This window comes from uncultured Campylobacter sp. (assembly GCF_938018035.1).
In the GTDB taxonomy this organism is placed as follows: Bacteria; Campylobacterota; Campylobacteria; order Campylobacterales; family Campylobacteraceae; genus Campylobacter_B.
Genome location: NZ_CALIJF010000029.1, coordinates 1 through 18,678 on the forward strand (window position 1 = coordinate 1; position 18,678 = coordinate 18,678).

An 18,678-nucleotide genomic window follows, 5' to 3' on the forward strand; every position below is an offset into this window, starting at 1 on the left:
CTTCTCTCACTAGCGCTCCATTGGCGTCATGAAACTGTCTAACCTCCTTTACCTCGTTACTTTGCCCCTCTATATCGCCATCGCAACCGTATATAAAAACTAGTAGGCAAGAAATGATCATAAATTTCTTCATTTTCTACTCCTGTGAAAATTTTTGATTAGAATTATATTAAATATAATATAAATATAAACTTATAAAGCATAATATTTATTCTTTATAATCTTAAAAAGAGTAAATATTATGCTGTTGGAAATTTAACCTCTTTTTTATAGTCTATAATTTAAAAAATGGGGCGAAAATGACAAAAAGAGATATAGCCGGATATTTGGGCGTCGATGTGCAAACGCTTAGGAACTGGAAAAAGACGCGACCTAATTTATATCGCGTTATCATGCAAGGTCTTGCGATAGACGATGCCACCGAATATATGCGCAAAAGCTACGAAAAGCTTTTAGAATTTTCAAACGAAACTAAAGATAAAAATACGAAAGCTCTTTAATCTTATTGACGTTGTGTTGCTCGTTTGCACAGCATTCTTAAAATTTTGGCTTTAATACTATAAAATTCCTTAATTTACCTGTCACAAATTTAAATTTCGATACAATCGCTTTTTAAAATTTTGCGCCGAGTGCGCGCAAGAAGCTAAATTTAAAGGATCAAGATGGAATTTCAAATAGACGCCGCGGACGGCGCGGCGCGCGCCTGCACGATCCGCACGGCGCATAGCGCGATCCGCACCCCCGTTTTTATGCCGGTCGGCACCGTGGGCGCGGTCAAAGCGCTCGATGCGACGGACGTAGAGCAGCTCCTGGGTGCGCAGATCATCCTCGCCAACACCTATCACATGTATCTGCGACCGGGCTCGCGGGTAGTGGCGGGCTTCGGCGGGCTGCACGGATTTACGAAATTTCCCCGCAGCTTTCTGACTGACAGCGGCGGCTTTCAGGCTTTTAGCTTGCGTGCAAACACCAAAAACGACGAGGGCGGCATAAAATTTAAAAGCCATATCGACGGCAGTATGCATTATTTCACGCCGCGCTCGGTGCTAGATACGCAGTATGAGCTAAACTCCGATATTATGATGATTTTAGATGACTTGGTGGAGCTGCCGCGCGATCCTGGCGCATTGAGCTGCGATGATAGATCGCGGCTTAAAAAGCGTATCGATCTAAGCGTTGCGCGCACGATAAAATGGGCTCGCGAAGCGATAGATTATCACGAGACCATGAAATCTCGCGGCCTGCACGCTCATCAAAACATCTTCGGTATCATACAAGGCGGCACCGACCCACAGGCGCGCAAATTTTGCGCCGAAGCGCTGTGCGAGATGAGCTTCGACGGGCTTGCGATCGGAGGGCTTAGCGTGGGCGAGAAAAACGAGCTGATGTACGACACGGTAGAGGCTATGATGCCATACGTCGATGCGGCGCGCCCTCGATATTTGATGGGGGTCGGTACGCCCGAGGATCTCGTCGAAAACGTCGCTCGCGGCGTGGATATGTTCGACTGCGTGATGCCCACGCGCAACGCCCGCAACGGTACGCTATTTGCGAGCTTCGGCAAGATTAGCATCAAAAACGCGGGCTTTATCAGCGATCACGATCCGATCGATCCGCACTGCGACTGCTACACGTGCAAGCGCTTCAGCCGCGGCTATCTAAATCATCTATTTCGCGCGCGCGAGCTTAGCTTTTACCGCCTCGCTAGCATTCACAATCTACACTTCTACCTGCGCCTTGCCGCGGATATGAGAGAGGCGATCGTGCACGGGCGGTTTGCCGAGTTTAGGCGGGAATTCTACGCCGCACAAAATGGGGCGCGAGATTAAATTTCAGCAGGCGAGGGCGTTTAAATTTGACGTGCTAGTCAAATTTTACGCCGTGGCTGCGGCGAAGGCGCGGAATTTTAATACGGCGCGCGGACGGCTAAATTTAAACGTGACAAAATTTGGGCAGTGAAATTTTAAGAGCTGCGTAGCGTGGAGCTTGTAGCTTTAAATTTGATTTGAATTCTGAGCTTAGGCTTTCGTATCGATTAGAATTTTATTTCGGCAAAATTTTATTATGATATAGCTATGTCTTGGAATTTCGCCGTAGAATGCGATGTGAAATTTGGCTTTGAATTTTGCGCTGAATTGCGTGGATAAAATTCTGCGTCGATATGTGCTGAGCGCGCGAGATTTAAAGATGGAATTTAGCGGTAGGATTTTACAGACGCGATGTAAAATTGCTATGGCTTTTGTCAAATAAAAGGGGGACATTGCATCGAAATTCGCAGGCATTAGTGTTATTTTTGTAAGCCGTGCGTTACGCGTATAAAAGACATATATTGCTTTAGGGCGTGCGATCTGCGCCTACAATTGCGGAATTTTATTGCGATAAAATTTCAATGCGGTAGAATTTTACTTTGATAAAGTTCAAATTTCCGCTAAATTCTGTCGTCGTGCTAAATTTTGCGATGAAATTTTGAGCAGAATTCTATCATAGTAGAAAATTTCATCGTAACTAAATCTGCGGCAAAATTTTGTAAAATTATTTTTTGATCCGCCTTAGCATACAAAATCCAAGGAAATAAAGCGGCGACATAACGATAAAAATTATGATGTACCTCCACGCCGTGCTCGCAAAAAATAGCCCCGTAAGCTCCATAAATTTCATCGACGCGCCAGTATAGCGGTCGCCGATGCCGATGAAAATAATAGCTGCGAACTCCACGAGCAGCGCAGGAGCAAATAGGATCGAGCCTGCGGTTTTGAAAAACATAAACGCAAACGCCTTGAACTTATAATAAAACGAAATTAGCCCAAATCCGATCACGCCGCAGATGAAAATCTGCTCGAACTCATCCAACCCCAGGCTCTTATCCTGCAGGATCGTAGAGATGACGCACAAGATGATAAAGACGTTGTAATTCGCCATTTGACGCATTGGGTATTGATCGTGCGTCGCTATGGAGAGCAGGTTTATCGCGCGGTTAAGCGGCAGCAGATAAAATAGCGCAAAACTAAGGAAAATCAGCAGATCCATCACCATATAAACCGTGTCTTGATTGACATAAGCTTCGATCTGCGAAAAAGATAGAAATATGCTTGCGATTTGCGAACGGAATATCAAAATAATGACTATCGGCACTATGGGCAGGATTATGGATTTAAGCCCTTCCTTGCGGATAGATGAAGTATAAATTTTACTCTCGACGCTTTGCGTAGTGCGCAGATCGTCTGTTTGGACGAACTCAAATCCAAAGAATTTCGGTTTTTTTGCACTCGTAGGCTTGGCTTTGCGGTTAAATTTAAATTTATTAAATTTTTTTGCGACCTTCGCTTCTTTTACGGCGGATTTATCCTCTGCGATATTTTCGGTGGAGCTTTGAAAGGATGGCGCTTCGGATACATTGTTTTCTGCGGAATTCTTATCACCAAAAATTTCATCGTTTTGCTTTGCAGATTCTTTTGGCTGTGGGGCTACTTTTTGCGTTACGCGATCTTTGGATTTAGAGCCCTCGACGCGCTTTATATTTATCGCACTGGATGCTAGCGTGTCGAAGCTTACCTCATCGCCGTCGGTTAGGCTAGGATCGCGTTCGCCAAGCATTTCGTAGCTATACTCGACCCCGCCCGTGGCGACTATGACATTTTCACCTCTGATAAATCCGATAAGTCTCATATACTAACATTCCCCGATTTTTTAATGAGAAATATTAGTCAAAATGAACTTAAAAAACGATTATTCTACGGTGACGCTTTTGGCTAAATTTCGCGGCATATCCACGTCGTTGCCAAGTCTGACGGAGATCTCAAGAGCTAGAATTTGTAAAATTATCATCATCTCAAAAAACTCGCTCATCGCGTGGCTTTGCTCGCTCGTTTTGATAAAATCATCCGCGATCTCTGGCTCTTCCGGGCTGATGGCTAAAATATACGCATCGCGCGCGGCAAGCTCTTCGACATTGCTTTTCGTTTTTTCGTAGAGCAAATGCTTTGGCATCAGCGCAACCGTAAAGAGATTAGAATCGGCAAGAGCGATCGGTCCGTGCTTCATCTCGCCGCTCGGATAGCCCTCGGCGTGCAGATAGGAGATCTCTTTGAGCTTGAGCGCGCCCTCAAGAGCGAGCGGATAGAAAATATCGCGCCCGATAAAGAAAAAGCCGTGTCCGTGCAGATAGTGCTTGCTCATGCGGTAAATTTTATCCTGCAAGCCGTCTTTGATCTTTAAAATTTGCGGGATATGAAGCATCGCCGAAATTTCAGCGGAATTCATGCGCGCCGAGATGACTTCGCGCAGATTTGCAAGATACACCACAAACATCCATAGCACCATAACCTGCGTCGCAAAAGCCTTCGTGGAGGCTACGCCCTTTTCGATGCCTGCGCGGGTGAGGATCACGCTGCCTGCCATGCGCACGATCGAGCTGTTATCGACGTTGCAGATCGCAAGCGTCCTAAGACCGGCTTTTTTAGCGATATGCAGCGCCTCTAATGTATCGGCGGTCTCGCCACTTTGCGAGATCACGATAAATAAGGAATTTTTGTTTAAAAATGGTTCTTTATAGCGGAATTCGCTGGCGACTTCCACTTTCGTGCGGATTTTAGCGATGCGCTCGAAAAGATACGAGCTTACGAGCGCGGCGTGATAGCTCGTGCCGCAGGCGCATAGCACGACCTCGTCGATACCCTCAAACATCGCCGCATCAAGCTCGTCAAATTTTATCTTGCCGCCCTTTATTACGCGCCCCATCATCGCTTCGGTTACGACTTGCGCTTGCTCGTAAATTTCTTTTTCCATAAAAAATCTAAAGCCCTCTTTTTGCGCATAGCCTTTATCTTTCGGAAGCTCACTAAAGGCGCAATTATGCGGTTTAGAGTTTTTAAAAACGTCGATTTGCCCGAGCTTGGCGACGCCGTAAATTTGATCGTCCAGATACGCAGCCGTATTCGCAAGCCCGATGAGCGGAGCGTCCGAGGAGCTAAAGAAAATTTCGTTTTTATCGTTTTTTGCGACGATCAGCGGAGCTGCGTTTTTAGCAAAGAAAATTTCTCCGGGTGCTGCCTTGGTGATTAAAAGCGTAGCGTATGCGCCTTTTAGTCGTTTAATTGTAGCTTCATATGCCTTAAATGCGTCGTTACTAGCCTTGAAATTTTTTTCAAAAAGATGCACGATTACTTCGGTATCGGTCTGGCTTAAAAATTTCACGCCGTCCGCTTCGAGCTCGTCCTTTAGCTCGATGTAGTTTTCGATGATGCCGTTATGCACGACGAAGCTAAAATCTCCAAAATGCGGATGCGCGTTAAGCTCGGTGGGCTTTCCGTGCGTCGCCCAGCGAGTATGCCCGATCGCAACGCCAAAGCCTTGCGAAGTGAAATCTTTCATCTTTTCTTCGAGATTATTTAGCTTGCCGACCGCTTTGAAATACTTTATATTCGCACTCTCGTCCATCACGGCAAGGCCCGCGCTGTCGTATCCGCGATACTCGAGTTCTTTCAGTCCGTTTATTATGATTTTTTTCTTTTCGGCATTTCCTATGTAGCCTACGATTCCACACATTTTGCTTTCCTTGTTTAAAATTTGGCGCCCATTTTACTACGCTATTTTAAATTAACGAAATTCGGCTCTAAATTTAGTCCGCTTATCCGTTTTGTAAGCAAAAAATTATATAATTAGCACAAAATTTGGCTTGGGAAATCGATGGAAATTTTAGAAAAACTACAAAGCGGCGAGAGACTAAATTACGAAGACGGCGTGAAATTATGGGATTTGGATCTTTTCGATCTGGGCAAATTCGCCTTTGCTATTCGCAAAGAAAAAAACGGCAAAAACGTCTATTTCAACGCAAATCGTCATATCAATCCTTCGAATTTATGCGCAGATACCTGTAAATTTTGCGCATTTTCGGCGCACCGCAAGAACGAAAACGCTTACACGATGAGCGATGATGAGATCATGCGTATCGTGGACGAGACCGTAGCGCGCGGCACGAAGGAGATTCATATCGTAAGCTCGCACAATCCGTTCGTTACGCCGCAGCAATATTTGGGAATTTTCAAAGCGATAAAGCAAAAATATCCGCTTGTGCATATCAAGGCGATGACCGCGGCGGAGATCGATTACTGGCGGCGAAAGTGGAAGATGAGCTACGAAGAGACGATAGAGCTGATGATGCAAAGCGGCGTGGATTCGATGCCCGGGGGCGGCGCCGAAATTTTTGACGAGCAGATCAGGGATCAAATTTGCAAAGGCAAGGTCTCAAGCGAGCAGTGGCTACGTATCCACTCGCTGTGGCATGCGCGCGGGCGTCAGAGCAACGCCACGATGCTCTTTGGACATATCGAAAGCCGCGCTCACCGCATCGATCACATCTTGCGCATCCGCGCGCTGCAAGATGAGAGCCTCTCTCGCGCTAACGGCGGCGGTTTCAACGCCTTCATCCCGCTCGTGTATCAGCGCGAGAACAACTACCTGGACGTGAAGGGCTTTTTGGGCTCGGTCGAAATTTTAAAAACGATCGCAATTAGTAGAATTCTGCTTGATAACGTCACGCACATAAAGGCTTACTGGGCGACCTCGACGTTAAGCTTAGCCCTTGTAGCGCAGGATTTTGGCGCGGACGATCTTGACGGCACGATCGAGAACGAAAGCATTCAAAGCAGCGCCGGCGCCGGCAGCAAAAAAGGGCAGAGCAAGCGCGATTTTATCGATATGATCGGCACCGCAGGCTTTGTGCCGGTCGAGCGCGATAGTTTGTATAATCAGATCGAAATTTACGAATAAATTCTAAAGGAGGAGCAAGTGGAGAAATTCTTTCATCTCGCCGCGGCAAAAACGTCGGTAAGGCAGGAGCTTATCGCAGGGCTTACTACGTTTTTGGCGATGATTTACATCGTGCCGGTAAACGCTAACATTATGAGCATCGCAGGCATGCCGTTTGATGCGCTGGTTACGGCAACCGCGCTTATTACGATAATCGCGACATTATTTAACGGGCTTTTTGCAAATACCCCCGTAGCGCTTAGCGTCGGCATGGGGCTAAATGCGTATTTTACCTTTGCGTTGTGCGTGGATGCGAAGATGCCGTGGCAGAGCGCACTTGGCATCGTAGCGATAAGCGGGGCACTTTTTACCGTGCTTTCGTTTACCAATTTTCGCGTTTGGGTTATCAAATCTATCCCGCTTGATCTGCGTCGCGCCATAAGTGCGGGTATCGGGGCTTTCATCTGCTTTATCGGACTTAAACAGATGGGCGTCATCGCGCCTAGTCAGGCGACGCTAGTAACTTTAGGAAATTTAAAAGATCTAAACGTTTTACTTGGAATTTTAGGCTTAGCGGTCGTGCTGGTGCTTTTCGTACTTAGAATCAAGGCGGCGTTTATCTTAAGCATTTTGATTACTTCGTGCGTTGCGTGGGTGGCTGGAATTTCGCCCGCACCTCATGGCATAGTAAGCGCGCCAAGCGGCATAACGCCGATATTTGCTAAGCTAGATATCCCCGGAGCGCTAAAGCTTGCGTTCGTGCCTTTTATAATTACATTTTTCGTTACGCATCTATTCGATAGCATCGGTACTCTAACCGGCGTGGGAAACCGCGCGGGACTTTTTGGAGAGAATAGCAAAGACGGCATGAAAAAACTATCTAGAAATTTAACCTCCGATGCGATAGGAAGCGTTGCAGGCGCTGTTATAGGAACGAGCACGGTCACTGCATTTGCCGAAAGCGCCAGCGGCGTGGAGGCGGGCGGCCGCACGGGGCTAACGGCGGTATTTTGCGCTATATTTTTCGTGCTGACGCTGTTTATGTTGCCGCTATTTAAGGCAATCCCCGCAAATGCAATCTATCCGATCCTCGTAATGGTCGGGGTTTTGATGTTTAGCGAGCTTGGCAAGATCGATTATAGCGACGCTGGAATTTTAATCCCTGCGTTTTTCATAGTGTTTTTGATGCCTTTTACCTACTCGATCACCAACGGCTTAAGCTTCGGCTTTATTGCTTATATCGTAGTTAGACTCGCTCAGCGCAGGATAAAAGATTTAAATTTCGGCGTTTTGACGCTTGGCGCGATTAGCGTTTTAGTATTTTTAATGCATTAAATTTTAAGGAAAGATATGAGATTTTATAGTTTTGACGAGATGGATCGCGACGCAAGAGTTATAGCAAAGCAGGTTAGGGACGAATTTATGCCCGATGCAATCGTGGCGATCGCTAGAGGCGGGCTCACATTCGGTCACGCGCTAGCCAATGCGCTTGATATGCGGACGATATTTTCGATAAATTCCATCCACTACGCAGACACCAAAAAGCTCGACACCATCGACGTTTTCAACGTGCCCGATCTGGAGCTTTACAAGCGCGTACTTCTGGTGGACGATATCATCGACAGCGGCGACAGTATGGTCGAGATCAAGCGCGTGCTGCTGGAGAAATTCCCGCAAATAGAGCTTAAAACCGCGGTGATTTTTTACAAACCCAAGGCGCTTATCCAGCCCGATTTTAAAATTTCAAAGACGGATGAGTGGATAAATTTCTTTTGGGAAAATTATACGATAGAGGAATGAAGCGGCGCGCGGTTAAATTTAGCGGCTAAATTTTAAATGATTCGGCGGCTTAAATTTTATAAATTTCGGTCGTAAAATTTAGGTCGTAAATTTAAAGCGCCCGCAGCAAGGATGAGAGTGAAGAAGCTTTATCAAAACGAAATTTTCGTAATCTCTATAATGTGCCTGTTTCAGGGCATATTTCTGCTTTATGCAATCTCAAATTTAAGCATCAGCTACTACGAGGCCGAAATTTTTTATGAGAAAAAATCCCTCGTTTCGCTAATCGCAAATTTAAGCTGCGAAATTTTCGGGCGCAACGACTACGCCTTGCGCGTGCCGTTTATTTTGATCCACTTCGCAAACGCCGCGATGATCTATAAAATTTCAAAATTTATTCTAAAGCGTCGCTTCGATAGAGTAGTCGCTACGGCGCTATTTATGGCGCTTCCTGCATCGATGAGTAGCGCGATCTTGCTAAATCCCGCGGGCATCATCGTTTTTTTCACGCTGCTGGCGATCTATTTTGCAAAGAGCGAATACAATATCGCGCTTTTCGTGCTTCTGTCCGTTTGTGCCCTGATCGACCGAGCGTTTTTTATGCTCTACGTAGGCTTTGGAATTTGGGCGCTTTATACGCGCAAAAAGGAGCTTTTGCTACTTTGCATAGCGCTATTTAGCTTCAGCGTGATCTTTTACGACGTAAGCTCGGAGGGCAAGCCGAAGGGATATTTTTTAGATACCGTGGGCGTTTTTGCGGGCGCGTTTTCGCCTTTAGTGTTTTTATTTTTCATCTACACGATCTATAGAATTTGGATCAAAGAGGAAAAAAGCCTGCTGTGGTTCATCGCTACAAGTGCGCTTTGTCTGACGATGCTTTTTTCTCTAAGACAGCGCGTGCCACTTGAGATGATGCTGCCGTATTGCGTCATCGCTACGCCTTTGATCATTCGGGTTTTGTTTAACTCATACCGCGTTAGATTGCCTAAATTTCGCACCTTTCACAAGATCGCTGTGGGTGTGACGCTGGTAAGCTTAGCGGTGAGCTATTTTGCTGTGATTTTTAGCGATGTGATGTATGAGGCGATGTTCGCAAACAAACCGCAGCGGCATTTTATCTATAAATTCGACGTAGCTAGGCAGCTGGCAAGTGAGTTAAAAAATCGCGGAGTAAAAAGCGTAAGCTGCGAAGACGAGAGGCTCTGCCTGCGCCTAAAATTTTACGGACTGCCTAGCGGAGACAGCGCTTTTATCTATGCGGATAAGCCGGAATATGTCTCGGATCATAAAAATTCGATACAAAATATAGATATTTACAAGCGAAGCGTGCGAATTGCGAAATTTTATGTTAAAATATAAACAAAATTTTTATGAAAGGTAAAAATTATGAAAAAAGCATTTACTATGATAGAGCTGATTTTCATCATCGTGGTGGTTGGAATTCTAGCGGCGGTGGCGGTGCCTCAAATCAATCGAAACAGTTTGGTGGAGGCGGCGGATCAAGTCGCTGCTCATATTCGTTACACGCAGCAGCTTGCGATGAACGATAATAAATTCGATCCCGGCGATCCGAATTGGTTTAAAAAACTTTGGAGAATTCAATTTAGTTATACCAACGCCAAAGGAAGTGCGGAGGGCTGGACTTACACGGTGTATTATGATAGCACTATGAGCGGTAATCCTAACGGTAGTGCGGATCTGTCTGATCTATCAAGAGTCGATTTTGCCATAGATCCACAAAATCCAAATAAAATTTTGAGTGCCGGCTTTCAAAATCAGGCGATGAATAGAAATGCCGAGAGGATTAATAAGAAGCTAAATCTTACAAAAACTTACAATATTAGAAATATCACATTTGCTAATTGCGGAGCCCCTACTAATCAAACTATAGTCTTTGACTCATATGGACGTCCTATGGGACAAGTAGCCGACTCTACAGTGCCTTATGATAGGCTTTTTGTAGGACAAAATCCATGCGTCATCACGCTTACCAATGATGCGAGAGAGACCGCTAGTATTACTATCGAGCCTGAGACCGGATACGTAAGATACACGCTAAATTCTAATACCGGCACAGCCGCGCAATAGGACTAATAAAATTTTTACTCAAATTTAAGTAAGCGCAAGGAGAATAATGAAAAAATACATAATGACGCCGATTTATTACGTAAACGACGTCCCGCACATCGGTCACGCATACACGACGATCATCGCCGATACGATGGCTAGATTTTACCGCCTGCAAGGACACGAGGTGTTTTTTAAAACGGGCACCGACGAGCACGGCCAAAAGATCGAGGAGGCCGCAGCCAAGCACGGCAAAAGCCCGAAGCAATACGCAGACGGCGTGAGCGCTAAATTTAAAGACCTGTGGGACGAGTTTGACATCAGCTATGATATGTTTTCGCGCACTACCGATGCCGCGCACGAGGCGGCGGTGCAAAACGTATTTCGCAAGATGTATGAAAAGGGCGACATTTATAAGGGCGAATACGAGGGCAACTACTGCGTAAGCTGCGAGAGTTTTTTTCCTTCCGCTCAGCTAATCGACGGCGAGTATTGCCCCGACTGCGGCAAAAAGACTAAAATTTTAAAAGAGGAGAGCTATTTTTTCAGACTTAGCGCCTATGCAGACAGACTTTTAAAATGGTACGAGGATGAAAAGTGCATCCTTCCCCTAGGCAAAAAAAACGAGGTCGTAAGCTTCGTAAAAAGCGGTTTGAAGGATCTTTCGATCACGCGAACGGGTTTTGATTGGGGCGTTAAAATTCCGCCCGAACTGAACGATCCGAAGCACGTGATTTACGTCTGGCTGGACGCGCTGATGGATTACCTTAGTTCGCTCGGATTTTGTGCGGGCGGCGAGCGGATGGAGTATTGGAGCGACGCGCTGCATATCGTAGGTAAGGATATTTTGCGCTTTCACGCCGTTTATTGGCCTGCGTTTTTGATGAGCCTGGGACTAAATATGCCGCGCAGCATCGCAGCTCACGGCTGGTGGACGCGTGACGGCAAAAAGATGAGCAAAAGCCTTGGCAACGTCGTGGATCCGCGCGAGGTCGCAAACGCCTATGGGCTGGAGCAGTTTAGGTATTTCTTGCTGCGCGAGGTACCGTTCGGCCAAGACGGCGATTTTTCGCAAAAAGCGATCATCAACCGCGTAAATTCCGAGCTTGCCAACGAGCTTGGAAATCTACTCAGCCGCATCGTCGGCATGAGCGCGAAATACTCGGATTACATCATAAATTCTAAAGATGTTATGAAATTTTTTACCGCCGAGATAGAGGAGGCAAACTCCTATCTGAGCGCCGCGCTTAGCGCGCTTGAGGAGGTCGCTACCAATAGATACTTGGAAGAGCTTTGGAGGGCACTTGCTCTTGCGAACGCTTCGATCGCAAAATACGAGCCGTGGAATTTGATGAAAAACGGCGAGCAGGCTAAGGCGCTGGCTCTCGTCGCATTGGTTGCAAATATTCTGGCTAAGGTCGCCGTGCTACTAAGCCCCGCGATGCCGCAGACAGCGGCATGTATCGCGGACACTCTGGGCTTTGAAATATCCACTCCGCTTTATGAGAAGCTAGTACTTCGCGGCGAAATTTTAGATTTTAAAGCTAAGCCGTGCGAGCCGCTTTTTACCAAGATTGATCACGAGCTAATGCCGAAGGCGGACTACGATAGACTGGACGGCGCTGTAAATTCTGCAAGCTGTTCGGGCGCAGACGCCGCGGTAAAAGGCGCACCAAATTTAAACGCAAACGCTTCCAGCTCGAATGCTACGGCGCAAGAAGCCCAAGGCGCGACATCTGAAGCGCAGATTAAAATCGATGATTTTAAAAAATGCGTTATCAAAGTCGGCACGATTTTGGAGTGCGAAAACATTGAGGGCAGCGAGAAGTTGTTGCGATTTATGATCGATTTGGGCGAGGAGAAGCCGCGTCAAATCATAAGCGGTATCGCTAAATTTTACGATCCCACCGCGCTTGTCGGCAAGCAGATCTGCGTGCTGGCAAATTTAAAACCTGCTAAAATTTTTAAACATAGCAGCGAGGGTATGATTTTAAGCGCCGAGGACGGCAGCCTTACGCTGCTTAGCACTCTAGCACCCGTAAAAAACGGCGCAATCGTAGGTTAGCGATGAAGGCTCTAGCGCGCAAGGCTTCGAAGCTCGCTATATACGGCGCGACCGGGCTCTGCGTGCAAAAAAGCGGTGCTTCGGATAAAATTTTAAAGCTTTGCCGCAGCTGCGGCCTTGCCGCAAAGATCGGCGCGGGCGGGCTTGTATGCGCCACGCCTTTGGCGCTGAAACTCGGTGCGGGGGTTGCTTTAAAATTTGCGGCGCGTAAAATTTTAACATTCGGCATTTGCGAGCTGTCGAAGTCTGCCGCTTTAAAATGTGCAAAACTCGGCGCGCGCGCGGTCGTGCGCTCGTTTTCACGCACCGATAAATTTACAGATGAGCGCACGAAAAAATATGCAAGCGCGGATGACGAGAGCTCTAAAGCAAGCGCCTCGTCGCGCAGAAAGCGCACGGCAGGTCTTTCTAGCGCGAGCATTAAAAAGGACACCTCATTTTCCAAAAACGCCCATGCTAAAAAAAATGCAGTGACAAAAAGCGCACCCGCAAAAAAATCCCCGCTCGCTAAAAAACCTGCATCTGTCGCAAAAACTGCATCGACCGCTAAAAGTATCGTAGCAAGTGCAGCCTCTACATCCACGGCAAAATCGCCATCTGTCGCAAAATACGCATCTATAAAAAGCGCCGCGCAAAATAAAATTTCCGCAGCTAGCGTAAAATCGGCAGCGGCTAAAAGCACCTCTCAGAACGCAAAATCTCGCCGCATCGCAAAAGGTACTGCTACGCCTGCCGTAATCGCCGCAAAAGAGGCCGCCGCATCCGGCGCAATCTCCGCATCTACCGCAAAGCAGTCACGTCGCGCCGCAAAGAGCGCGCCTCTTAAAAGCTCTGCCGCAGGGAAGTCGTAATGGTAAATTTATTAAATTTAACCCGCATCGTAAACGGAACGATGCTAAATAATCCCGCAATCTCCGCTGTCGAGAGCTTTGCGATCGAGCCCGCAAAGGTCGCGAAAAAGAGCGCTTTCATAGCGCTCGGCGCAAACGAGCGCGACGTGCGCACCGCGATCGATAACGGCGCGTACGCGATAATTTTCGATAATAATTTCAAGCCGCTTAACGACGAGATTGCCTTTATTAGGGTTGAAAATTTATGCTCGGCGCTCGTGCGGCTGATAAAATTTCTGGGCGAGACGTGGCGGCACGGCTTCGTGCTGATAAACGAGGTGCAAAGCGAGATCTTGCGCTACACGAGCGTGCCGAAAAATTTGATGTTTGCGCCGCGCAGCAAGGGCGAGCTTTTCATCAGTCTGATGAATGCCAAAGAGAAAAATATCTACTTCACCACCGACGCCGAGCTTTTGCAAAGCCTCGGTATCTCGCCCGTCCGGATCCCCGCAAGCGACGATTTTAGGCTGCTTTACGGCGGCTCGATATTTTACAGCAGCTTCGTTTTCGGCGGGCTTTATTATTCAAATTTAATCTTTCCGCAGCTGTTTTTGCCCGAGCTATGCGGCGTGATCGAGTATCTCTCGCGCAAAAACATACCCTTTAAATTTCAAAACTTAAGCGCATTCGGCCATTTCGAGCCGATTTTTGTGGATCGATTTTTTAACGTTAGCTCGCTTGGCGGCAGCTATCGCGCCTTTATCGCCGAGAGCGATCCTGAGCTTTTTGCGCGCGAGGCGGAGTTTTTGCGGGCAAAATTCCGCGAAAAAATTATCGTCTGCGCTAGCTGGGAGGATCGCCTAGACGGCGTTAAGATCGACTTTCGCTTCAATAAGCTAAGCGCGCTAAAGAGTCTGCCGGAGTTTCACTACGCGCTTGTTTTTGCGGAAAAAAGCGCGATCTTGCAGCTTCTAAATCAAAAACCGCAAGAAAAAAATCTATTTTTTTAAAGGCGGAAGATGCAGAGCTTGAGTGAAATTTTAAACGGAAATTTTTGGATAAAGAGGCTTTATGAAAACGGGCTTTTGCGCGAGGTGAAGGAGCAGATCGGCACGGAGCTTGAGATAGCGCACGCAAGTTACATCGAGGTCAAAAAGGAGCACTCGCAGGCGCTGCTTTTTACGAACGTGCGAAACGCGCAGGGCAAACGGATGTCGCCGGTGCTAACCAATATTTTCGGCTCCTTCGAGGCGTTAAATTTAATCCTCGGTCGCGAACCTGACGAGATCGCCGCCGAGATAGAGAGCCTGCTAAAGCCGAAACGTCCACAAAGTTTTAGCGAAAAGCTTGATTTTTTGGCGCACTTAATCTCGCTTCGTAAAATTTTTGTAAAGCGTCTTAGCGGTCGCGGAGAGTGCCAACAGGTCGTGCATCTGGGCGCTGACGTCGATTTGGGCGAGCTTCCAGTTCTTAAGACCTGGGAGAATGATGGCGGCGCGTTTATCACGATGGGGCAGGTCTATACGAAGGATCTGAACTCGCAAACGCAAAATCTCGGCATGTATCGCCTGCAAATTTACGGGCGCGACCGCCTGGGGATGCACTGGCAGATACACAAAGACGGTGCGGGCTTTTTCGACGAATACCGCAAAGCGGGGCGCAAGATGCCCGTATCCGTGGCGATCGGCGGCGATCCACTCTATATCTGGTGCGCTCAGGCGCCGCTGCCAAAGGGGATTTTTGAGCTGCTGCTTTACGGCTTTATCCGCCGCAGCCCCGCTCGCCTCGTAAAATCGCTTACGAATGAAATTTACGTTCCAGAGGGCGCGGACTACGTGATCGAGGGCTTTGTCGATCCCGCCGTAAGCGAGTCGGAGGGACCTTTCGGCGATCACACGGGATATTATACGCCGGTAGAGCCCTTCCCTGTAATGGAGGTTAGCGCGATCACGCACAAGCGCGCGCCCATATTTCACGCCACCGTCGTCGGCAAGCCGCCGCTTGAGGATAAATTTATGGGATACGCGACCGAGCGGATCTTTTTGCCGCTATTTCGCACGAGCGCGCCCGATCTGATCGATTATAAAATGCCCGAAAACGGCGTATTTCATAATCTGATTTTGGCTAAGATCGCCGTGCGCTACCCCGCTGCCGCCAAACAGATCATGCACGCGTTTTGGGGCGTGGGGCAGATGAGCTTCGTAAAACACGCCGTTTTCGTGCCGCAAGACGCGCCGAGCTTAGATGAGTATGAGGCGCTTACGAAGTATGTCCTAAACCGCATAGGTGCGCGCAGCCTCGTTTTTAGCGAGGGGGTGTGCGATCAGCTCGATCACGCAAGCCCGAACTCCTGCTTCGGCGGCAAGCTCGGCATCGATGCGACGGTTGATCTAAGCTCGCAGGCGCCGCAAATTTTAAGCGATGAGGAGCTGCTAGCGAAATTTCGAAGCGAGGAGCCCGCTATTTTAGCGCTTAAACAGCACTTTTGTGATACGAAAAACCCGCTCGTGCTGATAAACATAGACAAAAAAGAGCTCGTAGAGCGTAGCTGGCGGCGGCTTTTAAAATTTAGCGAGAATTTTAAAATTTTGATTTTTACCGATGCGAGAAACGACGCGAGCAACCTCTATATGAGCGTTTGGCGCGTCGTAAATAGCATCGATGCGCTGCGCGACGTGTTTGTGGCACAGGACGATCGCATCTGCATCGACGCTACGAGCAAGCACGAGTGGGAGGGCTATACGCGCCGGTGGCCGCAGGAGACGCTTTGCAGCCGCGAAGTCGTAGCAAGCCTCATAGCGCGCGGCATCGTGCAAGATGAGTCCGAGCTATTTAAGAAATTTGAAATTTTTTGAGGACACGGGGCGGAATTTTGTGCGGATTTGAAATTTTAAAATTTAGCTTTGGTTTTAAAGGTCGATCGCGCGTTAAATTTAGACGGAATTTTGTTTAAATTTACGGACCCTAAGCGGTAAAATTTCATAAAATTTACCGCTTCGCGAAGGCTAAAATTTTAAGGCGTAAAATTTGCTGCAGCGAAATTTTAAAATTTCAAAAAATTTTAAAGCGGCGCAAAAGCCTGGTATAGCGCAAGCAAGCACAAAATGAAAGGACATAAATGATAGAGTGGATACAAAATTTTTTTAGCGGAGTGATTCCAAAGCTGCTACTAAACGCGACGCTGGAGACGCTGTATATGACCTTCGTAAGCACGGCTTTGGCGTTTATTTTGGGGCTCGTGTTCGCGATCGTGCTTATCCTTACGCGTCGCGGCGGGCTGTGCGAAAACCGCATCGTTTACGCCGTGCTGGACGTCGTGATAAACACGCTGCGAAGCTTCCCGTTTATAATTTTGCTGATCGTGCTCTTTCCGCTTACAAAGCTCTTCATTGGCACAAGTATCGGTACCACTGCGGCGATCGTGCCGCTTACTATCGGCTCGGCACCCTTTATCGCGCGGCTCATCGAAAGCGCGCTACTGGAGGTCGATAGCGGCGTAATTGAGGCGGCGAAGAGCTTTGGGGCGAGCAAGACGCAGATTATCTTTCGCGTAATGTTCGTCGAGGCGCTGCCTAGCATCATCGGCGCGATTACTCTGACGCTTATCGTCATCATCGGATTTACGGCGATGGCGGGCACGGTCGGAGGCGGTGGGCTCGGCGACGTGGCGATCCGCTACGGCTTTCAGCGCTTCCGTCCCGATATAATGGCATACACCGTCGTGATACTGATCGTACTCGTGCAGATAATCCAAAGCATAGGAAATTTACTCTATAAAATTACGAAAAAGTAGGCTTAAATCCATAGCTTAACGAGATATCAAACATTTTCTATTAGTATAAAATTGCGAAAAGTAGCTCTTAAACTTATAGATCGTTCGTTTGTATAACCCGTTTACCAAACTATAAAATTATAAAAATGTAGGTTTGCAACGCTATGAATACCGCTTAAAATTCTATAATCGTAAGCAGATAGATTTACCTACCATCAAGGTTTAAATTTTAGGCTTTGTGTAGCTAAAGCAAAGCTCGTGCTAAGACTTGTTTCGCGTAGTTTTATAACAGGTCGCATCTTTGAAGCGAACGATCAAAACTGCGCTGGGTAATTTTAAAATTCACAGGCAAGATTTAGGCGCAGAATTTTAAAATTTCATTGTCTAAAATTTAAATTTAGCCTAAATCTTAATGAGAAGCGTAAGTTGAAATTTGAAATTCTAAGGCACGGAATTTTAAAATTTTAAAAATTTAGACCTTACGAAATTTTGCTTATAAATTCTAAGACAAGCAGTTTTAAAATTTTATAATTTTAGGTTTTGCGGGATCTTTCTTATATAATTTCACTTTTACTGCAAAATTTCGTAGCTACTTTTAAAATATAAAGCGCAGGATATAAATAAAAGGCACTGGCCTTAGCAATAAAAGCCAATAATGATGGTATTGCCGCTTTGACAAGCTTTTTGGCTTTGATAAAAGAACCTAAGATTGCGCCAGTTCTTTAAACATAAAGCAGACTATGAAATTCCTTTGTGAATTGAGCCTAAATTCTTTCTTATTGAGGAATTTTTAAATTTGTAGAATTCAATAAATTGCCTTACGCCGCTTTCGGTAAAATTTTATGAGAGCGGATACGGCGTGTTTAATAAGATCGTTATCGCATAAGAGCGAAGCTATGAAATTTATCTAGTGCGTAGTGTCTAAATTTAAAAAGGGGAGAGAAATCTCTCGCCCCTGAAATTTTAAGTATAGGATTTGAAATTTTATAAATTTATAAGTTCAGCTTGCTTGCCCCTTAAAATTTAAAACATAATCTCAAATCCTGCATTGATAGCACCGCCTCTTGTCTTGCCTACGTAGCCCTTGCCTCCTAGGCTAAGGATAAGGTTTTTACTCTCATACTTATAGCCAGCTTCAAATACTCCGGTAGAGCCTTTTAAGCTAGGCTTAGGAGCGTCAAGTCCCATAGTAGATGCTTTAGCATCTCCGCTAAACTCATACTCATAAGCGCCTCCAAAGTATAGGTTATGCTCATCTTTTAAATTTATAGTATCTCTTAGACCCGCTCTTAGCCTATTAGATGTAACGCTATCAAAGTGATATCTCTCGCCCGAGCTTATAGAGGCATCTGCATCATCGGTATAAGCATATAGCCATTTAGTATAAACGTCTAGTTTATTACTTTGGCTTAGATCAA

General features: G+C 46.7%; 16 protein-coding genes. 13 read left to right on the forward strand and 3 right to left on the reverse strand.

The genetic code is table 11. The annotated features are described in order from the left end of the window. Positions 1-299 precede the first annotated feature (299 nt). From Q0257_RS00850 to Q0257_RS00860, 3 genes are all read left to right on the forward strand, one after another. Entirely contained in the window at positions 300-500 is a 201-nt protein-coding gene (locus Q0257_RS00850; RefSeq protein ID WP_298020360.1) for a transcriptional regulator, read from the forward strand. Between the two features lie 162 nt (positions 501-662). Next, a complete protein-coding gene (gene tgt, locus Q0257_RS00855; protein WP_298020363.1) occupies positions 663-1,829 on the forward strand; it encodes a tRNA guanosine(34) transglycosylase Tgt in 1,167 nt (388 codons plus the stop codon). Then, positions 1,813-1,959 carry a hypothetical protein gene (locus tag Q0257_RS00860; RefSeq protein WP_298020366.1) on the forward strand — a complete coding sequence of 49 codons (147 nt, stop codon included), beginning with the start codon at positions 1,813-1,815 and terminating at the stop codon, positions 1,957-1,959. Before tgt ends, Q0257_RS00860 begins: the two co-directional genes overlap by 17 nt. Positions 1,960-2,532: 573 nt before the next feature. Here Q0257_RS00860 and Q0257_RS00865 read toward each other — a convergent pair. Next, on the reverse strand, positions 2,533-3,666 hold the full coding sequence (locus Q0257_RS00865; RefSeq protein WP_298020369.1) for a hypothetical protein: 1,134 nt from the start codon (positions 3,664-3,666) through the stop codon (positions 2,533-2,535). 60 nt (positions 3,667-3,726) lie between these two features. Then, on the reverse strand, positions 3,727-5,544 hold the full coding sequence (gene glmS / locus Q0257_RS00870) for a glutamine--fructose-6-phosphate transaminase (isomerizing) (protein WP_298020372.1): 1,818 nt from the start codon (positions 5,542-5,544) through the stop codon (positions 3,727-3,729). Between the two features lie 141 nt (positions 5,545-5,685). Between glmS and mqnE the strand changes: the two genes are divergently transcribed. The 10 genes from mqnE to Q0257_RS00920 all read left to right on the forward strand — a co-directional run bounded on the left by mqnE (position 5,686) and on the right by Q0257_RS00920 (position 17,281). Then, entirely contained in the window at positions 5,686-6,768 is a 1,083-nt protein-coding gene (mqnE, locus tag Q0257_RS00875; protein WP_298020374.1) for an aminofutalosine synthase MqnE, read from the forward strand. A gap of 18 nt (positions 6,769-6,786) precedes the next feature. Next, positions 6,787-8,082: an NCS2 family permease gene (locus tag Q0257_RS00880; protein WP_177386696.1), complete on the forward strand. Its 1,296-nt coding sequence runs from the start codon at positions 6,787-6,789 to the stop codon at positions 8,080-8,082. A gap of 15 nt (positions 8,083-8,097) precedes the next feature. Further along, on the forward strand, positions 8,098-8,547 hold the full coding sequence (locus tag Q0257_RS00885; protein ID WP_005871628.1) for a phosphoribosyltransferase family protein: 450 nt from the start codon (positions 8,098-8,100) through the stop codon (positions 8,545-8,547). A 111-nt stretch (positions 8,548-8,658) separates the two neighbouring features. Continuing rightward, the gene (locus Q0257_RS00890; protein WP_298020377.1) at positions 8,659-9,885 is read left to right on the forward strand and encodes a hypothetical protein; all 1,227 of its coding nucleotides are present in this window, start codon (positions 8,659-8,661) and stop codon (positions 9,883-9,885) included. Between the two features lie 27 nt (positions 9,886-9,912). Further along, positions 9,913-10,614 carry a type II secretion system protein gene (locus tag Q0257_RS00895; RefSeq protein WP_298020380.1) on the forward strand — a complete coding sequence of 234 codons (702 nt, stop codon included), beginning with the start codon at positions 9,913-9,915 and terminating at the stop codon, positions 10,612-10,614. A 46-nt stretch (positions 10,615-10,660) separates the two neighbouring features. After that, positions 10,661-12,658 carry a methionine--tRNA ligase gene (metG, locus tag Q0257_RS00900; RefSeq protein WP_298020383.1) on the forward strand — a complete coding sequence of 666 codons (1,998 nt, stop codon included), beginning with the start codon at positions 10,661-10,663 and terminating at the stop codon, positions 12,656-12,658. Between the two features lie 2 nt (positions 12,659-12,660). After that, a complete protein-coding gene (locus Q0257_RS00905) occupies positions 12,661-13,509 on the forward strand; it encodes a hypothetical protein (RefSeq protein ID WP_298020386.1) in 849 nt (282 codons plus the stop codon). Further along, entirely contained in the window at positions 13,509-14,498 is a 990-nt protein-coding gene (locus tag Q0257_RS00910; RefSeq protein WP_298020388.1) for a hypothetical protein, read from the forward strand. The genes Q0257_RS00905 and Q0257_RS00910 overlap by 1 nt, the downstream gene beginning before the upstream one ends. A gap of 9 nt (positions 14,499-14,507) precedes the next feature. Beyond that, positions 14,508-16,343, forward strand: coding sequence for a menaquinone biosynthesis decarboxylase (locus tag Q0257_RS00915; protein ID WP_298020391.1), 1,836 nt, complete (start codon positions 14,508-14,510; stop codon positions 16,341-16,343). A 263-nt stretch (positions 16,344-16,606) separates the two neighbouring features. Next, positions 16,607-17,281, forward strand: a complete 675-nt coding sequence (locus tag Q0257_RS00920) for a methionine ABC transporter permease (protein ID WP_298020394.1) — start codon at positions 16,607-16,609, stop codon at positions 17,279-17,281. Positions 17,282-18,283: 1,002 nt separating this feature from the next. On the opposite strand, the gene Q0257_RS00925 is transcribed toward Q0257_RS00920, so the two are convergent. Beyond that, positions 18,284-18,678, reverse strand: a 395-nt coding sequence (locus Q0257_RS00925) for an autotransporter domain-containing protein (RefSeq protein ID WP_298020397.1), incomplete at its 5' end; no start/stop codon positions are given.